Origin of the sequence: Nitrosomonas sp., assembly GCF_040240425.1 — a bacterium.
In the GTDB taxonomy this organism is placed as follows: Bacteria; Pseudomonadota; Gammaproteobacteria; order Burkholderiales; family Nitrosomonadaceae; genus Nitrosomonas.
On the sequence record NZ_QPHG01000012.1, the window covers coordinates 1 to 23,860 of the forward strand.

22 protein-coding genes are annotated in these 23,860 nt (G+C 49.7%); 10 read left to right on the forward strand and 12 right to left on the reverse strand.

The window, feature by feature from the left end; genetic code table 11:
• Positions 1 to 191 precede the first annotated feature (191 nt).
• Genes DU481_RS06240 through DU481_RS06250 form a run of 3 tightly spaced genes read left to right on the forward strand, consistent with a single transcriptional unit; the run spans position 192 to position 2,219 of the window.
• On the forward strand, positions 192 to 800 hold the full coding sequence (locus DU481_RS06240) for a LemA family protein (RefSeq protein ID WP_090319944.1): 609 nt from the start codon (positions 192 to 194) through the stop codon (positions 798 to 800).
• Between the two features lie 60 nt (positions 801 to 860).
• The gene (locus DU481_RS06245; protein ID WP_350133366.1) at positions 861 to 1,718 is read left to right on the forward strand and encodes a TPM domain-containing protein; all 858 of its coding nucleotides are present in this window, start codon (positions 861 to 863) and stop codon (positions 1,716 to 1,718) included.
• Positions 1,719 to 2,219 (forward strand): TPM domain-containing protein, encoded by a 501-nt coding sequence (locus DU481_RS06250; protein WP_350133367.1) that lies wholly within the window; start codon positions 1,719 to 1,721, stop codon positions 2,217 to 2,219.
• 57 nt (positions 2,220 to 2,276) lie between these two features.
• On the opposite strand, the gene rsmA is transcribed toward DU481_RS06250, so the two are convergent.
• From rsmA to DU481_RS06305, 11 genes are all read right to left on the reverse strand, one after another.
• Positions 2,277 to 3,041, reverse strand: coding sequence for a 16S rRNA (adenine(1518)-N(6)/adenine(1519)-N(6))-dimethyltransferase RsmA (gene rsmA, locus DU481_RS06255; protein ID WP_350133368.1), 765 nt, complete (start codon positions 3,039 to 3,041; stop codon positions 2,277 to 2,279).
• The gene (gene pdxA, locus DU481_RS06260) at positions 3,031 to 4,041 is read right to left on the reverse strand and encodes a 4-hydroxythreonine-4-phosphate dehydrogenase PdxA (RefSeq protein WP_350133369.1); all 1,011 of its coding nucleotides are present in this window, start codon (positions 4,039 to 4,041) and stop codon (positions 3,031 to 3,033) included. The genes rsmA and pdxA overlap by 11 nt, the downstream gene beginning before the upstream one ends.
• The gene (locus tag DU481_RS06265; protein ID WP_350133370.1) at positions 4,031 to 5,359 is read right to left on the reverse strand and encodes a peptidylprolyl isomerase; all 1,329 of its coding nucleotides are present in this window, start codon (positions 5,357 to 5,359) and stop codon (positions 4,031 to 4,033) included. The genes pdxA and DU481_RS06265 overlap by 11 nt, the downstream gene beginning before the upstream one ends.
• Before the next feature lie 42 nt (positions 5,360 to 5,401).
• Positions 5,402 to 7,618, reverse strand: coding sequence for an LPS-assembly protein LptD (locus tag DU481_RS06270; RefSeq protein ID WP_350133371.1), 2,217 nt, complete (start codon positions 7,616 to 7,618; stop codon positions 5,402 to 5,404).
• Positions 7,619 to 7,799: 181 nt separating this feature from the next.
• Complete coding sequence (locus DU481_RS06275) at positions 7,800 to 8,144, reverse strand: DMT family protein (RefSeq protein ID WP_350133431.1); 345 nt, start codon at positions 8,142 to 8,144, stop codon at positions 7,800 to 7,802.
• A 4-nt stretch (positions 8,145 to 8,148) separates the two neighbouring features.
• A complete protein-coding gene (ubiD, locus tag DU481_RS06280; RefSeq protein WP_350133372.1) occupies positions 8,149 to 9,612 on the reverse strand; it encodes a 4-hydroxy-3-polyprenylbenzoate decarboxylase in 1,464 nt (487 codons plus the stop codon).
• An 11-nt stretch (positions 9,613 to 9,623) separates the two neighbouring features.
• Entirely contained in the window at positions 9,624 to 10,493 is an 870-nt protein-coding gene (gene ubiA, locus DU481_RS06285) for a 4-hydroxybenzoate octaprenyltransferase (protein WP_350133373.1), read from the reverse strand.
• Positions 10,490 to 11,032, reverse strand: a complete 543-nt coding sequence (locus DU481_RS06290) for a chorismate--pyruvate lyase family protein (RefSeq protein ID WP_350133374.1) — start codon at positions 11,030 to 11,032, stop codon at positions 10,490 to 10,492. Before DU481_RS06290 ends, ubiA begins: the two co-directional genes overlap by 4 nt.
• A 155-nt stretch (positions 11,033 to 11,187) precedes the next feature.
• Positions 11,188 to 12,120: a bestrophin family protein gene (locus DU481_RS06295; protein ID WP_350133375.1), complete on the reverse strand. Its 933-nt coding sequence runs from the start codon at positions 12,118 to 12,120 to the stop codon at positions 11,188 to 11,190.
• Between the two features lie 98 nt (positions 12,121 to 12,218).
• Positions 12,219 to 14,252: an ATP-dependent DNA helicase RecG gene (gene recG, locus DU481_RS06300; protein WP_350133376.1), complete on the reverse strand. Its 2,034-nt coding sequence runs from the start codon at positions 14,250 to 14,252 to the stop codon at positions 12,219 to 12,221.
• A gap of 11 nt (positions 14,253 to 14,263) precedes the next feature.
• A complete protein-coding gene (locus DU481_RS06305; protein ID WP_350133377.1) occupies positions 14,264 to 14,656 on the reverse strand; it encodes a RidA family protein in 393 nt (130 codons plus the stop codon).
• Between the two features lie 153 nt (positions 14,657 to 14,809).
• On the opposite strand from DU481_RS06305, the gene murA reads away from it, so the two are divergent.
• The gene (murA, locus tag DU481_RS06310) at positions 14,810 to 16,060 is read left to right on the forward strand and encodes a UDP-N-acetylglucosamine 1-carboxyvinyltransferase (protein ID WP_350133378.1); all 1,251 of its coding nucleotides are present in this window, start codon (positions 14,810 to 14,812) and stop codon (positions 16,058 to 16,060) included.
• Between the two features lie 74 nt (positions 16,061 to 16,134).
• Here the strand turns inward: murA and DU481_RS06315 are convergent, their stop codons facing one another.
• Positions 16,135 to 16,749, reverse strand: coding sequence for a hypothetical protein (locus DU481_RS06315; protein WP_107803279.1), 615 nt, complete (start codon positions 16,747 to 16,749; stop codon positions 16,135 to 16,137).
• A gap of 222 nt (positions 16,750 to 16,971) precedes the next feature.
• Here DU481_RS06315 and argH point away from each other — a divergent pair, with 222 nt between their 5' ends.
• The 6 genes from argH to htpX all read left to right on the forward strand — a co-directional run bounded on the left by argH (position 16,972) and on the right by htpX (position 23,796).
• Entirely contained in the window at positions 16,972 to 18,387 is a 1,416-nt protein-coding gene (argH, locus tag DU481_RS06320; RefSeq protein WP_350133379.1) for an argininosuccinate lyase, read from the forward strand.
• Positions 18,388 to 18,390: 3 nt separating this feature from the next.
• Positions 18,391 to 19,275, forward strand: a complete 885-nt coding sequence (locus DU481_RS06325; protein WP_350133380.1) for a fructosamine kinase family protein — start codon at positions 18,391 to 18,393, stop codon at positions 19,273 to 19,275.
• An 83-nt stretch (positions 19,276 to 19,358) separates the two neighbouring features.
• Positions 19,359 to 21,035: a CTP synthase gene (gene pyrG / locus DU481_RS06330; protein ID WP_350133381.1), complete on the forward strand. Its 1,677-nt coding sequence runs from the start codon at positions 19,359 to 19,361 to the stop codon at positions 21,033 to 21,035.
• A gap of 105 nt (positions 21,036 to 21,140) precedes the next feature.
• Positions 21,141 to 22,424, forward strand: coding sequence for a phosphopyruvate hydratase (gene eno, locus DU481_RS06335; protein WP_107803283.1), 1,284 nt, complete (start codon positions 21,141 to 21,143; stop codon positions 22,422 to 22,424).
• On the forward strand, positions 22,424 to 22,732 hold the full coding sequence (gene ftsB / locus DU481_RS06340) for a cell division protein FtsB (protein ID WP_090320004.1): 309 nt from the start codon (positions 22,424 to 22,426) through the stop codon (positions 22,730 to 22,732). The genes eno and ftsB overlap by 1 nt, the downstream gene beginning before the upstream one ends.
• Positions 22,733 to 22,914: 182 nt before the next feature.
• On the forward strand, positions 22,915 to 23,796 hold the full coding sequence (gene htpX, locus DU481_RS06345) for a protease HtpX (RefSeq protein WP_350133382.1): 882 nt from the start codon (positions 22,915 to 22,917) through the stop codon (positions 23,794 to 23,796).
• Positions 23,797 to 23,860 lie beyond the last annotated feature (64 nt).

Sequence of the window (23,860 nt, forward strand, 5' to 3'; positions counted from 1 at the left end):
TTTCATTAACTTCTACAATACCGTTAAGCCTCATAAGAGTTTGAATAATGCCACCCCTTATGAAATACTCGACGCTTATTTCAATCAACCTCTCTGTAAACAACCCTGAGGTTTCTTACAACTTAATAAAGATTGTAATTGCTACTTTCATCTCCATTTATAAAGTAATTTCAATTTTATGGGAGCAGGATATGCGCGCTTTTCTATCGCTCACGGTAATTCTCTATGCGCTTCTTTTAAGCGGCTGCGGTTACAATACGCTGCAAGCGACTGATGAACAAATTAAAGCCAGCTGGGCGGAAGTTTTGAATCAATATAAGCGCCGCGCTGACTTGGTTCCTAATTTGGTCAATACGGTTAAGGGATTTGCCGCACAAGAAAAAGATGTGTTGTTAGGCGTCACGACTGCTCGCTCCAGAGTCGGCAGTATTCAAGCCACCCCGGAGCTGCTCAATAATCCCGAAGCTTTCGCCAAATTCCAGAACGCACAAGGTGAGTTATCGAGTTCACTCGCTCGATTACTGGTTGTTACTGAAAACTATCCCGAATTAAAGTCGGATGCAAATTTCCGCGATTTACAGGCACAGCTGGAAGGTACTGAGAACCGCATTACCGTGGCACGCAATCGTTATATCAAAGCGGTGCAGGAATACAATATCGTGGTGCGTTCTTTCCCCAGCAATCTCACGGCAATGATGTTCGGTTTTCAAACCAAACCCAGCTTCACCGTGGAAAATGAGCAAGAAATATCAGCAGCGCCTAGAGTGGATTTCGCTGCGCCCGCACCGGCGGAAAAATAAGCCAATATGATACTCGCCAGAATAATCCGGCCGGGAATAGCAGCATGGTTGCTCATAACCATGCTGCTGAGTGCTACGTTCGCTATGGCCGATGCGGCCATTCCTCCGCTCAAAGCACATGTCAACGATTTGACTGCAACTCTCTCCGCCAGTGAAGTCATGCATCTGGAGCAAAAGTTACAGGCATTTGAGAAAACCAAAGGCAGTCAGATTGCGGTATTAATGATCCCGACTACGCAACCTGAAACCATCGAGCAATATTCCATACGCGTGGCGGAAACGTGGCAATTGGGGCGTAAAGGCATAGACGATGGCATTTTATTGCTCATCGCCAAGAACGATCGCGCCTTGCGCATCGAAGTTGGTTACGGACTGGAAGGCGTGATACCAGATGCGATAGCCAAACGCATTATCGCGGATATTATGACACCGCACTTCAAACTGGGGCATTTTGCCAACGGCATCGATGCCGGAATCGAGGCCATCATCCACCTGATTCAAGGCGAACCGTTGCCGCTTCCTAAAAACTCCCGAAATACTAATAGCGCTGCGGGTGAACATTCTCCGGTCGAAAATTTTGTTTCCCTTCTGATCGGAGCGATGGTGCTGGGAAGAATTCTACAAGTTATGCTTGGCCGCCTTGCCGGCGCAATGGTCGCCGGTATTGGCGTGGGAATCATCGGATGGTTGTCTTTTGCGTCGTTGACAGCTGCCATTCTGATTGCGATCGCGGCATTCTTCATCAATCTCTTTTTGAATAGCGGCGGAGGAATTTATCGAACCGGGCGTGGTGGCTGGTCAGATCGCAGTTACCGGCACGGCGGGTTTGATCGTGGCGGTTTCGGTGGTGGTGGCTTTGGTGGCGGGGGTGGCGGGGGTGGCGGTTTTGGCGGCGGTGGTGCATCGGGGAGGTGGTAAATGAATTTTGCTCGTATCCTGCGTCACTTATTAACCGGACAATTGACACAACGCCGCACATTTCCGGCCGTATCGCTTGCAGCGATCGAACAAGCGATTGTGCAATCGGAAATGACACATGGCGGTGAAATTTGTTTTGCCGTGGAAGCGGCGCTGAATACACTGCCGCTACTCAAAAACCAGACTGCCCGGGAACGCGCGATTGAGGTGTTCTCACAAATGCGGGTTTGGGATACCGAGCACAATAATGGTGTGCTGATTTACTTGTTATTGGGCGATCGCACGGTGGAAATCATCGCCGATCGAGGTATTCATGCCAAAGTCCCGGATCAGGAATGGCAGGATATTTGCCGGATGATGGAATCGGCATTCCGGCAACGGCAATTCGAGGCTGGTGTTATCGCGGGTATTCATGCCGTCGGCATGCAGTTGCAGAAATATTTTCCATTTGATCCGGAAAAAGATACCAATGAACTCCCCAATAAACCCGCAGTACTTTAAAGCAACGTGCGGCTGAGAGCGTCAGCCGTCGAATCAGTAGAAATGCAACGCCCATCGTCAAGATAGGAAATTCGCGATCGCGGCAAATTCCTCCACGGACAAATTCTCGGCGCGCAACCCCGAATCGATTCCCAAGGCGCTGAAATCACTGGCCGTTAAATGTTGTTGCAGTGTGTTGCGAAGCGTTTTGCGGCGCTGTGAAAATGCCGCGGTGACAATTTGTGAAAATAACGCTTCGTTCTTAACGATGCGCACAGACGAATCGCGTGGAGTCATGCGAACGATAGCCGATTCAACTTTGGGTACGGGGCGGAATGATTCCGCCGGGACACTGAAAACATATTCCATATCGAAACGGTACTGCAACATGACGGAGAGCCGTCCATAATCTGCGGTGGCGGGTGAACCGACCATGCGATCGACAACTTCCTTTTGCAGCATAAAATGCATATCCAGGATATGTTCCGCGAATTGGCTGAGATGAAACAGTAACGGTGTTGAAATGTTATAAGGTAAATTGCCGACAATGCGCAGTTTGCTGCCCAATGCGGAGAAATCGAATTTCAGCGCATCGGCGGCATGAATGGTCAATTCTTCCTGCGCAAACACCTGATTCAATTGGCTCACAATATCCCGGTCAATTTCGATCACGTGCAAGTGATCCAGAACCTGCAACAAAGGGCGTGTCAGTGCACCCAACCCCGGGCCGATTTCAATAATCCGGTCGCTCTTCTGCGGATAAATTTCAGCAACGATTTGCGCAATAATATGCTGATCGACCAGGAAATTCTGGCCAAAACGTTTGCGCGGGTTATGACGCATGATGGAGAAATTGGGTCTGGTTCTTTGCTAACTGCACAGCCATTTCAATCGCTGTCAGCAGGCTGCCCGGATTCGCCCGTCCTGTTCCAGCTAATTCCAAAGCAGTGCCATGATCAACCGATGTGCGAATAATGGGTAATCCCAAGGTAATATTCACGCCACCGCCAAAGCTGGCATGTTTCAGAACCGGCAAACCCTGATCGTGGTACATGGTGAATATACAATCGAACTGCTTCAGTTGCGCCGGGTTGAACAAGGTATCCGCCGGTACCGGGCCGGTCAGCTGCATGCCTTCGGCGCGTAATTTATTCAGCACCGGAATGATGACATCGATTTCTTCCCGGCCTAAATGTCCCGATTCACCGGCATGCGGATTAAGTCCGGCAACGGCAATGCGCGGATTTTCCAACATAAAGCGCGTGATTAGATCGCGTTGAATGATGCGCAATTTGCTTTCGATTCGATCCGCCGTGATGGCCGCGGCCACATCTTTCAGCGGTAAATGCGTGGTTGCTAGCGTTACACACATATTCCCGCCCGCCAGCATCATGACAACGGGGCTATGCAGTAATTCGGATAAATATTCGGTATGTCCGGTGAACGGGATACCGGCATCGTTGATCACGCCTTTATGCACGGGGGCAGTCACCATGCCGTCAAACTGACCGGACTGGCAAGCGGCGACCGCATGGCGGAGCGTCTCTAGCACATATTGCGCATTCGCCGGATTCAATGTGCCAGGAACCGCTGTTTGCGCCAATGGCACATGCATGAGCTGCAAGCTACCGGCTTCATGCGGCGCTGACGGCGCTGCAGCGGCATCGATCAGTTTCAGCGGAAGCTGCAACTGCTGCGCGCGGGCCATGAGCAACTCACCATCCGCAATGACAGCCAATCGGCACGATAACAGTTGTTGCGCGATTTGCACGCATAAGTCGGGACCGATTCCCGCCGGTTCGCCGGGTGTCAATACGAGTGAGGGAATGAATTTAGTGCTCATGGTCGTCGTCCAAACGGTATTCCACATAGGCTTGATCGCGCAGCTGCCGCAGCCATTCCTGCACCACGACATCGGCTTTACGTGAGCGTATCGCTTGCCTTGCCGTCTGACGGCGCCGGTCCAGGCTGATATCTTGCGAGCGGCGTTCCAGTACTTGGATTAAATGCCAGCCAAATTGCGACCGGACCGGATCGCTCACCTGCCCCGGCAGCAGCGCATTCATCGCTCGTTCAAAATCCGGCACGGTATCACCTGGCGAGAGCCAGCCGAGGTCGCCGCCGGAAGAAGCACTGGTATCTTCGGAATACAGTTTCGCGACTTCTTCGAAGTTTTCTCCTTTATCCAGTCGCTCCTTAATCTGAAGAATCTTTTGCTTGCCATCGCTTTCCGAAGTCAGTTCATTAATTTTAATCAATATATGGCGCGCATGTGTTTGGTCAATGATGACGGTCGGTGTTTCTTGCGCGCGCCTGCCGAGCAGCTTGAAAATGTGGAAACCGCTGGGGCTTTGCACCACCGGTGTCACATCGCCGGGTTGCAGCGGTTCCAGCAGCTCGGCGAAGGTTGGACCCATTTGCGTGACTGGGCGCCATTCGATAATGCCACCGGTCTTGGCGTCGGTGGCATCGGAAAATTCCGCCGCAACCTGGGAAAAATCCACGCCCTGCTGAAGCTTATCGGACGCCAATTTTGCCCGCTCCGCTCTTTGCTGAATTTGACTCGGCGCGGTATTTTCCGGCACCAGGATCAAAATATGCGCAAGCCGGTATTCGTCTTGGCCTTCGGAAGTGGATTTTTGCGTCTGGAGGTAATTATCCACCTCCCCTTCGGTGACATTTACCTGATGCTTTACTTCTCGTTCCTTAAGCCGCGCCATGATCATTTCATCGCGGATTTCATCGCGGAATTTGTTGTAACTGATGCCGTCTTTTTCCAGTACCGCATGAAATTCCGGCAAGGATAATTTATTGTCCGCCGCAATCCGTTGTATGGTCTCGTCCAATTCGCTTTCACCAACCGCCAGGCCAACCTCCTTGGCATGCTGTAATTGGATGTGTTTCATGACAACCGATTCCAGTACCTGATTTTCCAGGCTGCGCTGATCCGGTAATTGCACGCCTTGTTGCTGCAAACGGCCAACCGCTGTTTTCACCGCATCGTCAAGCTCCTGGCGCGTAATCACATCTTCGTTCACCACGGCTACGATATGATCGATGGGTTTGGCAGCCGGAACGAACATCGACTCCTGCGCGGCAATGGGAGCCGATAGCAATACGATAAGCAGCAAAGGAATGCAAAAATAATTGCTTTTATGCATAAAATGACAACACTGGATAAATGCGATAGGAAAAATCAACGCTTAATGGACGCTGGTATAGCCGGGAATGCTTTGTTGCAGCACCTGCAACGGGTTATTGCCAAGTCCCATTAACCCTTTCAACTCAAGTTGCACAAAAAATGCAGTGGTGGTCGTTTGTGTCGCGGTCGTCAACCGTTGCAGTACAACCCGTAAGGCCCAGCAGCATGAGTTATATTCAAAACCGGCTAAACCGGCCAGAATTTTATCATCCAGCAATGAATAATTGACCCGGGTAACGCCATGCCAATTTCCGCCCAGCGGCCATTGCATTGAAGTATCGACTTGTTCCAATACACCGCGGGTAAACCGGTAGCCCAGATTGAGCACCTTGCCGGCTTCCGGCTGGTAACTGATACCAGTACGGACTTTCTCAATCCATAATTTGGATTCGTCCATCTGGACATTCGAGTCGGCACTGATGGTCGGTGTCAGACGTCCGGATATCGCGGCAATGAAGTCCGACCGGCCGCTGGTGACTTGAGGCGGAAGCAATAGAACTCTAGGGTCGTTAAAATTGAATTGCTGTCCAACGGCAAGCCGCAATCGTTCGATACCCGTTTCTTGTTCCACGAATCGCGATGTCAACGCAGCTACGACACGATTGGCATCATTGATACGGTCACCGCCGCTGAAACGGTTCTCGGTCAGTATTTGCGCAAAGCTGAAGTCATTGACGGCGGAGTCAAAATTAGGCAAGTAGCTTTGATTCCGGTAAGGCGCATAAACATAGAATAAGCGCGGTTCCAGCGTCTGAATAAATTTTGTATCCCATAGCTTTACTTGACGATCAAATGCAATACCGCTATCCCAGCTGAAAATCGGCACGGTGCGGTCAAGGTTGCTGCTTTTACCTTCGACTGGCGCTGAATCAAGATTATAGTGCGTATAGTGCAACCCGAATTTGGGTGTGATATAGCCGTATTCATTACGCAACGGAACACTGACACTGGGATAAAAAACAAGGCGATTACCATCGACGAGCGTCGGATGATAAAAATTCGTCCAGCTGCTTTTCATCTCGAAATCCATTTTGCCGACATTATATTTGACGGCATTCAAAGCAAAATGCGGCAATCGCTCGTAGGGAGAAACAAACCGTGCCAATGGATCCTGGAGGGTCTGAAAGCGCTGTGCAAATCCGGTGAATTGCAATGCGCCATCTTGCCCTAATCGACCGGTGTATGAAACGCCAGCTTGTTGCGACAAGTTGGTCAAGCTGGTCTGGGCCAGGTTAGGGGTAAGCTCACGAAAATACCGGTCGTCAGATACCTCGTTATAATTCATAAAACCTTGCCAGCCCCGGCCGATATTTTGCGAATGTGTGTATAAAACGCCCCAGCGGGTTCGATTGGTATTGATGTCCATCGGCAGAATATCGAACAGCAAATGACCGTTCATATTGTTATTGCCGAGATAGCGCAGCTCGTTGCTTAACAAAAAACCACGCATCGTCATAATCCGCGGTGTTACCGTCGCATCGATATTGGGTGCGATATTCAAATAAATCGGCAACCCCATATCGAAGCCGGTTTTGGCGTTGTAACCCGCCACAGGCGCCAGTAATCCGCTTTTACGACGGCCGCTATAGGAAAAATTTACCCATGGTGAATACAGAATCGGCACATCTTTAAACACAATACTGACATGCTTTCCGGTAGCCACTTCTTGGTTGTTGTCAATTTCCAGCTCTGTCGCGCGTAGATACCAATCCCTTTTTCTTGGCGGGCAGGTGGTGTAGTTGGTCTCTTTAATCCGGTAGTGATCTTTGCCTTCAAAATACAAAATATCGCCAGCGCCGCGCCCTTTTCCTTGCTTCATGGAATAGCGCGGTTCGGTCAATTGACCGACTTCGGTTTTCATGTTGAGTTCGAGTTTTTTGCCTTGCAGAATTTCTTTAGGTCTTTCCAGATGGATATTCCCTTCAACTTCGGCATCTTCGGTCTGTTCGTAATATTTCACGCGGTCTGCCGTGAGGGTATTGTCACCCCGCTGTAGAACCGCATTGCCGGTCGCTTCGACTTCCTGTTTGTAATAACCGGTAATCCGATCGGCCTCGATGAACACCGGTTTTTTTTGCGGTTTGACGATGAGTTTAAGTGCGCTCTCAATTTCACCTTCGCCTTCGGTTTTGGGAACGACACAACTGCCCCATCCGTTGAGCGGTAAAGCGAGGACTAATGCCAGGATAAATATACTCGGGATAATAGGTAACTTCATTCTGGATTTAGTGTGCAATGCCTGTCTGTCTGATTCAATTATTCGCAATCCCTGATTACCGGACTCATCGCAAAATCCCACCGGCTTATTTATCCTAATAACTCAACATTGTACTATTTCTCGCAGTCGATGTTCTATCGAAAAATAGGGATTTTAAATTGTTCAGAAAATCAAAATTCAATTAGCGTGCGCGGAACATGAAATAAACCGCGCCCACCATACACAGTCCAGCCCATAGATAATCCAGTTTCAGCGGTTCTTTTAAATAAAACAATGCAAATGGAACAAAAATACTGAGTGTGATCACTTCCTGAAGTATTTTCAGTTGCGCCACTGAAAGCACGGTGAAGCCGATCCGGTTGGCGGGAACTTGCAGCATATATTCAAAAAACGCGATGCCCCAGCTCACCAGTGCGGCGATAATCCAAGGTTTGTGATTCAATTCCTTCAAATGCGCGTACCAGGCGAAGGTCATGAAAACGTTGCTCATGGTCAACAATACGATAGTTTGTCCAATCTCGCGCATGGCGCTAAATCCCCAGATCTTGCCACATGGCATCGACCCGCTGCTTGATCGCATCATCCATCGCTATCGGTGTGCCCCATTCCCGATTCGTCTCACCCGGAAATTTATTGGTCGCATCCAGCCCCATCTTGCCGCCCAATCCGGAAATCGGACTGGCGAAATCGAGGTAGTCGATCGGCGTATTTTCAACCAGCAGCGTATCGCGCACCGGATCGACCCGGGTGGTGATTGCCCAGATCACTTCTTTCCAGTCGCGCACGTTGATGTCGTCGTCGGTAACGATGATGAACTTGGTGTACATGAACTGGCGCAAAAAGCTCCAGATGCCAAACATCACGCGTTTGCTGTGTCCGGCGTACTGTTTTTTCATGCTGACCACCGCCATGCGGTACGAGCACCCTTCCGGCGGCAGGTAAAAATCAGTAATTTCCGGGAATTGTTTCTGCAGCAGCGGCACAAACACTTCGTTCAATGCCACGCCGAGAATGGCCGGTTCATCGGGCGGTTTGCCGGTGTAAGTGGAATGATAAATCGGGTTACGCCGCATGGTGATACGGTCGATGGTAAAGACAGGGAAAGTTTCCTGCTCGTTATAGTAGCCGGTATGATCGCCATACGGTCCTTCCAGTGCAGTTTCTCCGGGATGAATCGCACCTTCCAGTACGATTTCAGCACTCGCCGGTACTTGCAGATCGTTGCCGATGCATTTCACCACTTCTGTTTTGGCGCCGCGCAATAACCCCGCGAACTGATATTCGCTCAATGTATCCGGCACCGGCGTCACGGCACCCAGAATAGTCGCCGGGTCGGCACCCAGAGCCACCGCCAATGGATACGGTTTGCCCGGATTCAATAGGTTGAATTCCCGGAAATCCAGCGCCCCGCCGCGATGCGCCAGCCAGCGCATAATGACTTTATTCGGACCAATGACTTGCTGGCGGTAAATACCTAAATTCTGCCGGGTTTTGTTCGGTCCCCGGGTCACCGTCAGACCCCACGTGATCAGCGGCGCGACGTCCCCGGGCCAACAGGTTTGAATCGGTATGCGGCTCAGATCGACATCATTGTCTTCCCACACGATTTCCTGGCACGACGCGCTGCTGAGCTCCTTCGGTGCCATGTTCAACACTTGTTTCAATAGCGGCAGTTTATCCCAGGCATCCTTCAATCCTTTTGGCGGATCGGGTTCTTTCAGGTACGCCAATAATTTACCGACCTCGCGCAACGCCTCGACCGATTCTTGCCCCATGCCTAATGCCACCCGTTTCGGCGTGCCGAACAAATTGCCCAGCACCGGCATGCTGTGCCCTTTAGGGTTCTCGAATAATATGGCTGGACCTTGCGCTTTTAAGACGCGGTCACAGATCTCGGTCATTTCCAATGTGGGATCGACTTCGGTCTGTATGCGTTTCAACTCGCCCATCGCTTCCAATTGCGCGATGAAATCACGCAGATCTTTATATTGCATGGATTAAATCCTTAATGCGGAAAAATGAGGAAATCGAGCGCGATCCCGGCAAACACCGCCATTCCCACCCAATTATTATGCAAGAATGCTTTGAAGCACAGCGCCCGGTCACGATTACGAATCAAGGCATATTGGTATGCAATCAAACCGCATGCGGTTACCAACCCGGCGTAGTACGCCCAATTCATCTGCTGCATTTGCCCGATGATCAACATGATCGCAAGGAAACAAGCATGACACATCATCACGCCCAGCACATCGAAACGCCCAAAGGTAATCGCGGAAGTTTGAATACCGATTTTTAAATCGTCCGGTTTATCGACGATGGCATACTCGGTATCGTACGCAATCACCCAGAACAAATTGGCCAACATCAGAATCCAGATAATTGGCGGCAAGCTATCGGTTTGCGCTGCAAAAGCCATCGGAATACCGAAACTGAATGCAATGCCCAAATAAGCTTGCGGCATCGCAAAGAAACGCTTGGTGAACGGATAGCTCGCAGCCAGAAACAGTGCCGGTACCGAAAGCAGGATGGTCAGTTGATTCAAAGGCAGGATCAGCAGAAATGCACAAATACTTAATCCCGCCGCCAGTAGCAGAGCTTCTTTGGAGCTAACGCGGCCCGCTGCCATCGGGCGATTCTTGGTGCGCTCGACATGCGGATCGATCTTGCGGTCGGCATAGTCATTGATGACACAACCCGCCGAGCGCATCAGCACCGTGCCTAGCACAAAAATGACCAGAATCTGTCCATCGGGCAATCCCTGCGCGGCAAACCATAAACCCCACAACATCGGCCACAACAGCAGCAGAATACCAATCGGCTTGTCGAGCCGCATCAATTGCGCATAGGTTTTAATTCGATCTGCCAAGTTCATAGCGGTAAATTCAAGATAGCGGGTAAAAAAACTTCGGTGACTAAAATCGACTGTCCGTGCAACGTAAATAACGAACGCCGCGCCCATAGACTGGCCGGTTTCGAAGATAATCCGGCGCATGCGCGATCATACAAAAAATGGCCGCAACTGACTTTTTTAAATTCCAGCGGCGTGCGTTTGATTCTGGGGTTGGTAAACAAAACTGTTCCCAGCGATTTATTGCCCAATCCGCTCAATCCCCGCCATGCGCCACGCAGATTTTTATGCGCTACCACCGAATGCGCGAATACCACCGGCGTATTTCCGCAGTATAAATAAACTTCGCGCACCATGGCCAACTCACTAGCGCGCAACCCCATCACTGCCAATTCATCGCCGTAAATCCTGCTGAACGACTGAAATACGCGCTTTACGCGAAATTGTCCGCAGCGATCCTGGATGCGGCGCGTCAACGATCCGCGATCCTGTAACCAATTGCGTTGATGGTATGAAACAGAAGTCAGCGCGGAATGCCATGCCAGCGGATGGGCTTTGTTCATCGCGGCAAAGCTGCAAATTGAGATTGTTGCATGATAGAAATTCTTAACCTAATACCCGGCAAAGTCATACTGAGAATTGTTGGAACGGGATTATACAGTAGTCTCTAATAAACCATATCCGCATGATCCTGCCGCTGTTTCATAAAATAGCTGCCTTACATCAAGATATCATTGACCGGCTTTAATACTTCCGGACGATCGGGGTCTTCAATTAACTCCAGCAAATTAATTTCGATATTCCGTGAAATCGCGGTCAACGGTAGGTCATTCGGCTGCAAACCAAAAGGATCCTCAATTTCGTCGCCGATGGCATCCAATTCAAAGAATGCATAGGAAATCAGTAACACGACAATCGGTGTCAGCACACTGGTGGTTTCAACCAATCCAAACGGCAGGAAAAAACAATAGGAAGCCACGATCCGGTGGATCAGTACGGAATAACTGAACGGTAATGGAGTATTTTTGATGCGCTCGCAGCCGCCTAGAATATGAGTAAATTCGTTGATCTGCGCATCCATTACCGGATGATTGAGTCCACTTAACCACTGTTGCTGGCGTGCAGTTGCAAGATCGCGGCTCAGTTGCTGCAAAATTGCCAGCGGGCGGTGTGACGATTTGAGTACTTGAGCCAGGTCTTCCGGCGATAGAAATTTTTTGATTTCCTCCGCGGGATCTTCCTTGCGCAAGTGACAACGCAGTGCATGAGCATAGGCAATCACACGTTTGACGAATATTTCACGAAAACGCCGTACTGCTTCGGTATCGTGCGAGGATTCGATCAAAAAGCATGTTTGGCGGGCCAGAATGCGCGAGGTGTTGACTAACGCACCCCAAAGCTTACGCCCCTCCCAAAATTTATCATAGGAAGCGCTGTTGCGGAAACCCAGAAATATACCCAGCGCAACGCCAATCAGCAAAAAAGGAGTTGTCGTGAGCGTATATGCTTGAATGTCATAGCGTAGCTCAACATAAGTAACGATCATCGCGGAAATAGTGACCGTGAGAATACGCGGCCACGTCACCATGATACTACTGCCTCTGAAATGAAACAGCAGTCGTGTCCATGAGACTTTATCCTTAACAATCATGATAGTAATGATCCTTTGTTGTTTGATTCAATCTATTCATTTGATCTTAACCGGTAGAAGATGGCAGCGTATCTCTGCCGGTAATCCATTTTTTGTATTCATACCCGCAAATATTCCGTTTTATCCCCCAACCACCGCTCAATATGCCGCTGCGCCAAATCCGGATGGCAATTAAGCATTTCTTCCGCTGCGGCTTGCGCAGCCGTGAGTAACTCGACATCTTGCTCCAGATCGGCGAAACGCAGCATCGGTACACCGCTCTGCCGCGCCCCCAGGAATTCTCCTGGTCCGCGCAAATTCAAATCCTGGCGCGCGATTTCAAAACCATCCGTATGCTCGAAAATGATTTTGAGCCGCTTACGGGCGATTTCGGATAGCGGTTGCTGAAACAGCAAAATACAGATACTGGCTTCCGATCCGCGCCCGACACGGCCGCGCAATTGATGTAATTGCGACAACCCCATGCGCTCGGCGTTTTCGATCACCATCAGTGATGCATTCGGCACATCCACGCCAACTTCAATTACAGTCGTTGCCACCAGCAATTGGATTTCTCCTTGCTTAAACGCTGCCATCATCGCGGCTTTTTCCTGCGCGGGCAAGCGTCCATGCACTAATCCGATACGCAAATGCGGAAATACCTTATTCAAGCTTTCGCAAGTTTCCATCGCGGTTTGCAGTTGTAAGACTTCAGATTCCTCAATCAACGGACAAACCCAATAAACTTGCTTGCCTTGCTCGCAGGCATGTTGTATGCGGGCAATGACCTCGTCACGGCGGTTATCGGCGATCAATTTGGTTACGACCGGCGATCGACCCGGCGGCAATTCATCGATAACCGATACATCCAGATCGGCGAAATAGCTCATCGACAGCGTGCGTGGAATCGGCGTGGCGCTCATCATCAGCTGGTGCGGCACTTGATCGGATTGCGCGCCTTTCATGCGCAACGCCAGGCGCTGATGCACACCAAATCGATGCTGCTCGTCGATGATGGCCAAGCCCAATCGATGAAATATCACTTGATCCTGGAACAGCGCGTGCGTACCAGCAGCCAGTTGCGCGGCCCCGGATGCGATGTCATCCAGCACGGCTTGTTTTTGTTTCTTCTTTTGACTCCCGGACAACCAAGCCACTTTGATTCCCAACGGCTCAAACCAGCTGGTCAATTTCTGAAAATGCTGCTCGGCAAGAATCTCGGTCGGTGCCATGATCGCCGCCTGATAACCGTTTTCAATCGCCTGTAACGCAGCCAACGCGGCCACGATTGTTTTGCCGCTGCCGACATCGCCTTGCAACAAACGCTGCATCGGATACGCAGAGGCCAAATCGCGGCTGATTTCTGCGGAAACCCTGATTTGCGCGGTTGTCAGCGCAAAATTTAGTTGTGCGAGAAATTGCTGTTTCAAATTGTCTTTTTGCGCCAACGCTGGCGCGGAATGGCTGCGCCGTTGCCGGTAGTGCAAGCGCATCGATAATTGCTGCGCCAGTAATTCGTCGAATTTGATGCGCCGCCAAGCCGGATGCGTGCGTGTTTGTAGCGCTTCGATCGATACCTCGGGTGGCGGATTGTGCAAGCACATCACGCTTTCCCGGAAATCTGCCAGCCGATACTTGCTGATAATGCGGTCAGGCACGGTTTCGGTCAGCATGCGCTGCCCATTCTGCAGAGCTTGTGCGATTAATTTGGCAAGAATTTTTTGCGTCAAACCCGCTGTCGTGGGATAAACCGGCGTCATGGTATCCGCCAGCGATTCTCCGTCACGGACGATGCGGCACTTGGGGTGTACCATTTCGGCGCCGAAAAAACCGCTACGAATCTCGCCCAATAAGCGCACACGCTTTCCCACCGCATACGTTTTGATTTGACTGCCGTAGAAATTGAGAAAACGCATCACTAAAACACCGCTGCTATCTTCCACCTGGCAAACCAGTTGCCGTCTGGGACGAAAAACCACTTCATTGTGAATTATAACGCCTTCAACCTGCACTGTTTGCCCTGGCGGCGCATCGGAGATGGGAAACAGATGTGTTTCATCTTCATAACGAATCGGCAGGTGCAAAATCAAATCCAGTTCGGTATCAATGCCCAAACGGGATAATTTTTCCTGCACCTGCGTGCTGGCAGTCACTGAGTGACTGATCAGCTTTGCAACACCATGACTGCATCCATTTCCACCAGCGCATCACGTGGTAGTGCTTTGACACCAACGGCGGCACGAGCCGGATAGGGTTGGGAAAAATGACTGGCCATGATTTCATTGACCAGCGCGAAATTGCCAAGATCGGTGAGATATATATTGAGCTTCACAATATCGTTCAAGCTGCCGTCACTGGCTGCCGCGACTGCTTTCAGGTTGGAAAATACCTGTTGTATCTGCGCTTCAATTCCGTCCGCCATTCGCATGCTGGCCGGATTTAGTCCGATCTGTCCCGACAGATAGATGGTATACCCTCCTCCTCGCACCCGCACTGCTTGGGAATAAGTGCCGATGGCTTGTGGTGCATCGGCGGTATGGATGATTTGCTTGGTCATTTTTTCTCCTGATGAAATTGATTCCGTATTTTTTGTTATAGTTGGTGCCCGCGCATAACCTTAACCGCACTATTACGGTATGATGCAGTGAACTTGGGCACATTTCAACCAGACCGGAATTTTAATCGAAACTTCATTTGAATTTTTCATGCTATGCAAAAACTGATTATCCAAGGGGGCGTGCCGCTACACGGCGAGATTTCCATTTCGGGCGCAAAAAACGCCGCGCTTCCGCTGTTGTGTGCTGCATTGCTAACTGGGGAATCGCTTAAAATCAATAATGTTCCGGCATTGCATGACATCACCACCATGTTGTCATTGCTCAAGCAAATGGGAACAGACATTTCCGGCAGTAATAACGAAGTTGTGCTTTCGGCCGCTACGCTGTCCCAGCTGATCGCACCGTATGAAATGGTCAAAACCATGCGTGCCGCCATTCTGGTGCTTGGTCCTTTGCTTGCTCGCGCCGGCGAAGCGGAGATTTCACTGCCCGGCGGCTGCGCCATCGGTTTGCGTCCGGTCGATCTGCATATCAAAGGTCTACAGGCCATGGGCGCGGAAATTCATATCCGGCATGGCTACATTCATGCTGTAGCCAAGAAATTGCACGGTGCGCGCATCGTTTTCGATATTGTGACCGTCACCGGAACGGAAAATTTGATGATGGCGGCAACGCTCGCCGAAGGAACGACAATTCTTGAAAATGCCGCACGCGAACCGGAAATCATTGATCTGGCCAATTGCCTGAAAGCAATGGGGGCAAAAATTCAAGGCGCGGGCACTGACATCATCACGATTGAAGGTGTACCGTCGCTGCATGGCGCGGAGCACACGGTCATGCCCGATCGAATTGAAACCGGTACTTTTCTGGTCGCGACTACCGCCACCGGTGGCGAAATTCACTTGAAAAATACCGATGCGCATCTTCTCGACGCGGTTCTGGATAAATTGACCGAAGCCGGGGCGCGGATTGATTCCAACGGAAACTGGATCAATCTTAAAATGCACACGAAACCCAAATCGGTGAATGTGCGAACCGCCCCCTATCCGGCTTTCCCGACTGATATGCAGGCGCAATTCATGTCGCTGAATTGCATTGCAGACGGTACTGCGATCATTACCGAAACCATTTTTGAAAACCGCCTGATGCATGTGCAGGAATTGAAACGCATGAACGCCAGCATCGAGGTCGAAGGCAACGCCGCCATCGTTACTGGCATTGCTCGCTTGGATGGCGCCAATGTGATGGCGACAGATCTACGCGCTTCGGCCAGTCTCGTGATCGCCGGATTGATTGCGCAAGGTGAAACCGTAATTGACCGTATCTACCACCTGGATCGCGGTTATGAAAATATCGAAGGTAAATTGTCCGCGCTCGGCGCGCAAATCCGCCGCATCCAATAAAAAAGGCTTTTGCTATCGCAAAAGCCTTTCATTCATTGCAACAAGTCTTAAACCGCGTGCGCGGTCAATCGTTATTAGAATTTAGGTTGTTTGTAGCTGACAACTAAAGTCGCGATTTTCTTGTTCAAACCCATGACTGGAACGACCAGAATTTTTTTACCATCGACATCTGATCTAACCGAAATCTTTTGCAAATTCAGAATTTCTTTCGGAAATATTTCTGTGCCTTTTGCTTCTTCCAGACGTTTGTCGGTGGAAACCAGCAATTGCCCATCTTCACCGATTAATACCACACGTTCAGTATCTTTCATTCTGACGATTTCACTCAAATATTGATCGATCTGGTCAACATTGTTGCGGATTAATTCACCACGCACTGCCCAAGATAAAACTTGCCCGAAGCGTTCTTCTTCCTTCACGTATTGCTGATCGGCGTATTCCCGGGCTTGTTGTGTGATAATCGTGCGCTCGCTTTCAAGTTTCTTCGCCATATCGGATTCCACTTTGCTAACGGCGATCATTTTCCATGCAATGACGACGATAATCAATCCGACCAATGCACCGGCATACTTTGCGGGCAATTGCATCGTCGGGATCTGTGCCATCCATTCGAACTTCGAATTGAATTGTGAGAATAAATTATCAGCTTTGGATTGTTGGTTTGGATTTTGTTTATTGTAATCCGTCATGAATAACTCCTTGTGTTATGGGTGGCAGAGGAAAACGCGAATTATCCACTAATACGTATGGAAGGAAAAGTGGCGTGCATCAATTAACTGAAATGATTGCGCGCCGCGTACCGGATAATTGGATAAATCGCACCCGCACAAAATAACTGGTTGGGTATTTATGTTTTATAATGCCGCATGTTAATGTTTTGATCAGAAAACAAAGGAATAAAGAGCCACGTAATGAATAATGACCCTGCATTGCAACAAGATGATACTAAAAAAACCTGGTCGGGCCGTTTCAATGAACCGGTTTCAGCACTGGTGGAACGTTATACCGCTTCCGTGAGTTTTGACCAACGCTTGGCGGAATACGATATCCAGGGATCATTGGCGCACGCGCAGATGCTGGCGGAACAGGGCATTATCAGCGCTGCGGATTTAACCGCTATCCAGCAAGGCATGCAGCAAATCCATGACGAAATCCGCAGTCATCAATTTGTCTGGTTACAGGAACTGGAAGATGTGCACTTGAATATTGAAAAACGCCTGACCGCATTAGTTGGTGATGCCGGAAAACGGCTGCATACCGGCCGCTCGCGTAATGATCAGGTTGCGACCGATATCCGCTTATTTTTACGTGCCGCAATCGACGAAATTATCAACCTGATCAAGGCCATGCAACACGCATTGCTTAATCTGGCGGAACAGCATATCCATACGATCATGCCCGGCTTTACCCATCTGCAAGTGGCACAGCCTGTGTCGTTCGGCCATCACCTGATGGCGTATTTTGAAATGCTGAAACGCGACGTTGAACGCTTGACCGATTGCCGTAAACGGGTGAATCAGCTGCCACTCGGCGCCGCTGCGCTGGCCGGTACGAGTTATCCGATCAATCGCGAACGGGTTGCACAATTGCTCGATTTTGAGGTTGTTTGCCAGAATTCATTGGATGCCGTTTCCGACCGGGATTTTGCGATCGAATTCAGTGCCTGTGCCGCGCTCATCATGACGCACTTGTCACGCATGTCGGAAGAATTCATTTTATGGATGAATCCGGCGTTCGGTTTTATTCAATTGGCTGATCGCTTCTGCACCGGTTCTTCCATCATGCCGCAGAAAAAAAATCCCGATGTGCCGGAACTGGTACGCGGCAAAACCGGACGTGTCAATGGACATCTGGTTGCACTATTGACGCTGATGAAAGCGCAACCGCTGGCGTACAACAAGGATAATCAGGAAGACAAAGAGCCGCTTTTTGATATTGTCGACACTTTGACCGATACACTGCGGATTTACGCCGATATGCTAGGCGGTGTCCGCGTTAATCAAGAGACGATGCGTGCATCGGCACTTCGCGGTTATGCCACTGCCACGGATCTGGCCGATTATTTGGTCAAGAAAGGTATTCCCTTTCGCGATGCACATGAAATCGTGGCCAAAGCAGTGCAGTTCGCGGAACGCAAAGGCTGCGATCTCAGTAAGCTTGCATTGGATGAATTGCATCAATTCTCGATACAAATTGAATCCGATATTTTTGCTGTATTGACGTTGGAAGGATCGATGAATAGCCGGAATCACACCGGTGGCACCGCACCGGAGCAGGTGCAGGCAGCGATTCAAAAAGCCAAGGCATGGTTGACGTGGAAGATGTAAAACATGCATGCATGGCATGACATCAGTGCACAAATTTCCGCCGTCACGAATGCTCATTTTACAGTAAAAGAATCACGTCCAATTGGCGGCGGCTGTATCAATCAGACGTATTGCATCACCGATGGTGCACAGCGTTTTTTTGTCAAGCTCAATACACCTGGCAACTTTTTAATGTTCGAGGCGGAAGCCGCCGGTCTCGTGGAAATTCATCGATCGGAGACACTGCGGGTTCCTCTGCCCATTTGCTATGGACAAAATGATCAAGCCGCATGGCTGGTTTTGGAATATCTCGATTTAAATAGCGGTATGCGTGGCAAAGCAGCGGATTTAGGCAAGCAATTGGCTGCCATGCATCGCACAACTTCAAAGCAATTCGGCTGGGTGCGCGACAACACCATCGGGCAAACCCTGCAGATCAATATGCCGTCCTCGGATTGGGTCAATTTCTGGCGTACGCAGCGATTGGGTTTTCAATTGGATCTGGCCAAAACCAATGGACATAATGGCAAGCTGCAAAAGCTCGGAGAGCAATTGTTGATTAATCTGGATAAATTTTTTTCCGATGCATCGCCGCTTCCTGCACTGCTGCATGGCGATCTATGGAGCGGCAATTATGCTTATGATGCCAACGGAAATCCGGTATTATTTGATCCGGCGGTCTATTATGGCGACCGGGAAGCGGATATCGCCATGACCGAACTTTTCGGCGGTTTCCTTACCGATTTTTATTCTGCTTACCGGTATGATTATCCATTGGATTCCGGTTATAATATTCGCAAATTGGTTTATAACCTCTATCACATTCTTAATCATTTGAATCTTTTTGGTAGCAGTTACCGGCATCAAACTGAACAAACGATCAATACGTTACTCGCTGAAATTCATTAATAATACTGGACGCCCTATCCGCTCGGAGCCATGCAATTCAATTTTATCGATCTCATGAATTTTTCACATTGCGATAACCGCTCATGACCAAGTATGTTTTTGTGACTGGCGGTGTTGTTTCTTCCCTGGGTAAAGGAATTGCCGCTGCATCTCTGGGTGCGTTGCTGGAATCGCGCGGGCTAAAAGTGACGATGCTCAAGCTGGATCCTTACATTAATGTGGATCCCGGTACCATGAGCCCGTTTCAGCATGGTGAAGTATTTGTGACGGAAGACGGTGCTGAAACCGACCTGGACCTTGGGCATTACGAGCGCTTTATCAGCACGCGCATGACGCGGCATAATAACTTCACCACCGGGCAAATCTACGAAAGTGTGATTCGCAAGGAGCGGCGCGGCGATTATCTTGGCGGCACGGTGCAAGTGATTCCGCATATCACCGATGAAATCAAGCGCTACATTCAGATGGGTGTTGGTGATGCACAAGTTGCAATTATCGAGATCGGCGGCACGGTCGGCGATATCGAATCGCTACCATTTTTGGAAGCCATCCGGCAAATGGCGGTACAAAATCCGCGCACAGATACCTGTTTTATTCACCTTACTTTACTGCCCTATATCGGTTCGGCTGGTGAATTAAAAACCAAACCGACGCAGCATTCGGTCAAGGAATTACGCGAAATCGGTATTCAGCCGGATGTGTTGCTATGCCGCTCGGATCGTGAAGTACCCAAGGAAGAACGCAGAAAAATTGCGCTGTTTACTAATGTTCAAGAAGAAGCCGTTATCTCCGCCATCGATGTTGACAGTATCTACAAGATTCCGGGCTTGCTGCATGAGCAAATGCTCGACGAAATCATTTGCCACAAACTGAGTATTCTGGCAAAACCGGCTGATTTGAGCGTGTGGAAGAAACTGGTGTATGCGCTGGAACATCCGAAGCATACCGTCACGATTGCCATTGTCGGCAAGTATGTCGATTTAACCGAATCCTACAAGTCACTCTCCGAAGCTTTAATTCACGCGGGGATTCATACCAACAGCCGGATTAACATCGTCTATATCGATTCTGAAAATATCGAAAAAGAAGGCACGGATTGCTTGATCGACATGAATGCCATTCTGGTTCCCGGCGGTTTTGGCAAACGCGGCGTGGAAGGCAAAATCATGGCGATCAATTTTGCCCGTACCCACCGCATTCCGTATTTGGGAATTTGTCTGGGCATGCAATTGGCGGTGATCGAATATGCACGTAACAAAACCGGCATGAAAGGCGCACACAGCACCGAGTTTAACCCTGATACCCCCTACCCGGTCATTGGTCTGATCACCGAATGGCGGACTCGCGACGGACAGATCGAAGTGCGCGATGAGAATTCCGATATCGGCGGCAGCATGCGCTTGGGCGGACAGGAATGTGTTTTGAAGAAGGATTCGCTGGCCTGGAAAGCCTATGGTGCGGATACCATTAGCGAGCGTCACCGCCATCGCTACGAAGTCAACAGTTTTTATATTCCAAAATTGGAAAAAGCAGGGCTTTGCATCAGCGGTTTTTCCAAGGAAGAGAATTTGTGTGAAATGATAGAACTTCCGGAGATTGATCATCCCTGGTTTCTCGGCTGTCAATTTCATCCGGAATTCACCTCCACCCCTCGGTTAGGTCATCCGCTGTTCAAGTCCTATGTTCAGGCTGCGATTCATTTTGCTCATGAGCATCAGCACGCCGGAGATGAAAAAATACATGCTGTACGGAGCAATTAATTCAACAGAAAATTGCAGGCAGCAAAGCCAAAAATACTAGAAATTACCGCCAGTCATACCAAAGATAAAGAAACAACAATCACTTAACAACAGGGAAAACGTAGCATGAGTGCAATAGTAGATGTCATCGCCCGCGAGATTCTGGATTCTCGCGGTAATCCAACCATTGAAGCGGATGTATTGCTGGAATCCGGTGTGCTGGGACGCGCTTCGGTTCCTTCCGGCGCATCCGTCGGCACCCGAGAGGCGGTGGAATTACGCGATGGCGATGCGCAGCGCTACTCCGGCAAAGGCGTGCTGAAAGCCGTGGAAAATGTGAATACCGAAATTTCCGAAACACTCATGGGATTGGACGCCGTCGACCAAAGTTTCATCGATCAAGAACTGATCAATCTGGATGGCACCGAAAACAAATCCAGACTTGGCGCCAATGCGATTCTCGCGGTATCCCTCGCAGTTGCCAAAGCGGCTGCGGAGGAATCCGGTTTGCCGCTGTACCGTTACCTCGGTGGTGCGGCTTCAATGTCAATGCCGGTGCCGATGATGAACTTGATCAATGGCGGCGCGCATGCCAACAACAATATCAATATGCAGGAATTCATGATCGTTCCGCTGGGAATTGCCAATTTTCGCGATGCGATCCGCTGTGGCGCGGAAGTTTTCAGCACATTGAAGAAACTCATCAATGACAAAGGCATGCCCACAACCGTCGGCGATGAAGGCGGATTTGCTCCCAATCTGGAAAGCAATGAAGCCGCTTTGCAATTGATCGTGCAAGCCATCGATCAAGCAGGGTATCAACCGGGAAGAGATGTTGCCATCGGTATAGACTGTGCCAGTTCGGAATTTTACCACGATGGTAAATATCATTTAGGATCCGAGGGCCTGCAACTGACATCCGCGCAGTTTACGGATTACCTGGCATCTTGGGTGGATAAATACCCGATTATCACGATCGAAGACGGTATGAGCGAACTTGACTGGAACGGTTGGGAATTACTGACCGAGAAATTGGGTAAATCAATCCAACTGGTCGGTGACGATATCTTCGTGACCAATACCAGAATTCTACAGGAAGGCATTAAACGCAATATCGCCAATTCCATCCTGATCAAAGTAAATCAGATCGGCACTTTAACTGAAACCTTTGCCGCGATTGAGATGGCGAAATGCGCCGGTTACACAGCAGTCATTTCGCACCGTTCCGGCGAAACCGAAGATACCACCATCGCTGATATTGCGGTCGCTACAAACGCTCTACAAATTAAAACCGGCTCACTGTCCCGTTCCGATCGTCTCGCAAAATACAATCAACTGTTGCGGATTGAAGAGGACTTGGGAGATTCGGTCAGCTACGCCGGCCGGAGAGCATTTTACCAACTCAAATAATGAAGTTATTGAGTTTTCTCCTGCTCGTCGCCATTGCCGCGATGCAATACCCATTATGGCTTGGAAAAGCAAGCTGGCTGAGGGTCTGGCAAGTCGATCAGGAGGTCATTGCGGCACGAGCGGAAAATTTGCAGCTGCAAAATCGTAACAACATGCTCGAAGCTGAAGTCAACGATTTGAAGCAAGGACTTGAAGCAATTGAAGAACGTGCCCGTAGCGACTTGGGCATGATCAAAGAAGACGAGATTCTCTTTCAGATCGTCAGAAATACCCAGCCCCAATCCACGCAATCCAATCCTGCGCAATAAATTTCCGCGAACTCTTAAGAAATTTGCACGCCTAAAACCAAGCCGGGCAGCTGCATCATTTTGTTTGCAACCATCCGGCTTAAGCAGAAAATTTTAACTACAATTTGCTTGAAAAATGATCAGAAATTCATATATCAATACCAGTCTTGTTTTGTATTCGATAAACACCAAGGAGTAAAAGAATGAAAAGAACTCTTCTTTTTTTAGCAACTAATTTAGCCATTGTTGTTGTGCTAAGTATCACCTTGCGTTTGCTTGGCGTTGAAAAGATCCTCGATGCGCAAGGGACCGGCCTGAATATCAACTCCCTGCTGATATTCGCAGCGGTATTCGGTTTTGGCGGTTCGTTTATGTCGCTTGCTTTGTCCAAATGGACTGCAAAACGTTTTACTGGCGCTCAAGTGATCGAAATGCCGCGAAACGCACATGAGCATTGGCTGGTCACCACAGTGCAACGGCAGGCTGCGGCGGCTGGAATCGGTATGCCAGAAGTCGCTATTTACGATGCACCGGATGTTAATGCATTCGCCACCGGTATGTCGCGCAATGATGCGCTGGTCGCGGTGAGCACCGGTCTTCTCAACACCATGAGCCAGGATGAAGCCGAAGCAGTGCTGGCGCATGAAGTCAGTCATATCGCTAATGGTGATATGGTAACTCTGGCGTTGATTCAAGGTGTCGTTAATACATTTGTCATTTTCCTGTCGCGTGTCATCGGTCACACCGTCGATCGTGTCATATTCAAAACAGAAGAAGGTCATGGTCCCGCCTTCTGGATTACCAACATCGTTGCCGAAATCGTGCTCGGCGTGCTGGCCAGTATTATCGTCATGTGGTTTAGCCGTCAACGTGAATTTCGCGCCGATGCAGGCGGCGCCAGTCTGGCAGGAAGAGCAAAAATGATTGCCGCACTTCGCCGCCTGCAATTAGTGCATGAACAAGCGCACTTACCCAATCAACTCGCTGCTTTTGGTATTTCCGGCGGCAGTAACGGATTTTCTCGGCTATTCATGTCACACCCGCCTTTAGAAGAAAGAATCGCAGCACTTGAGGCGCAACACTAGAAATTGTAGTCCATACGTCTCTGTCACTCACGGCAAAACGCCGTACCGGTCGACCGGTACGGCG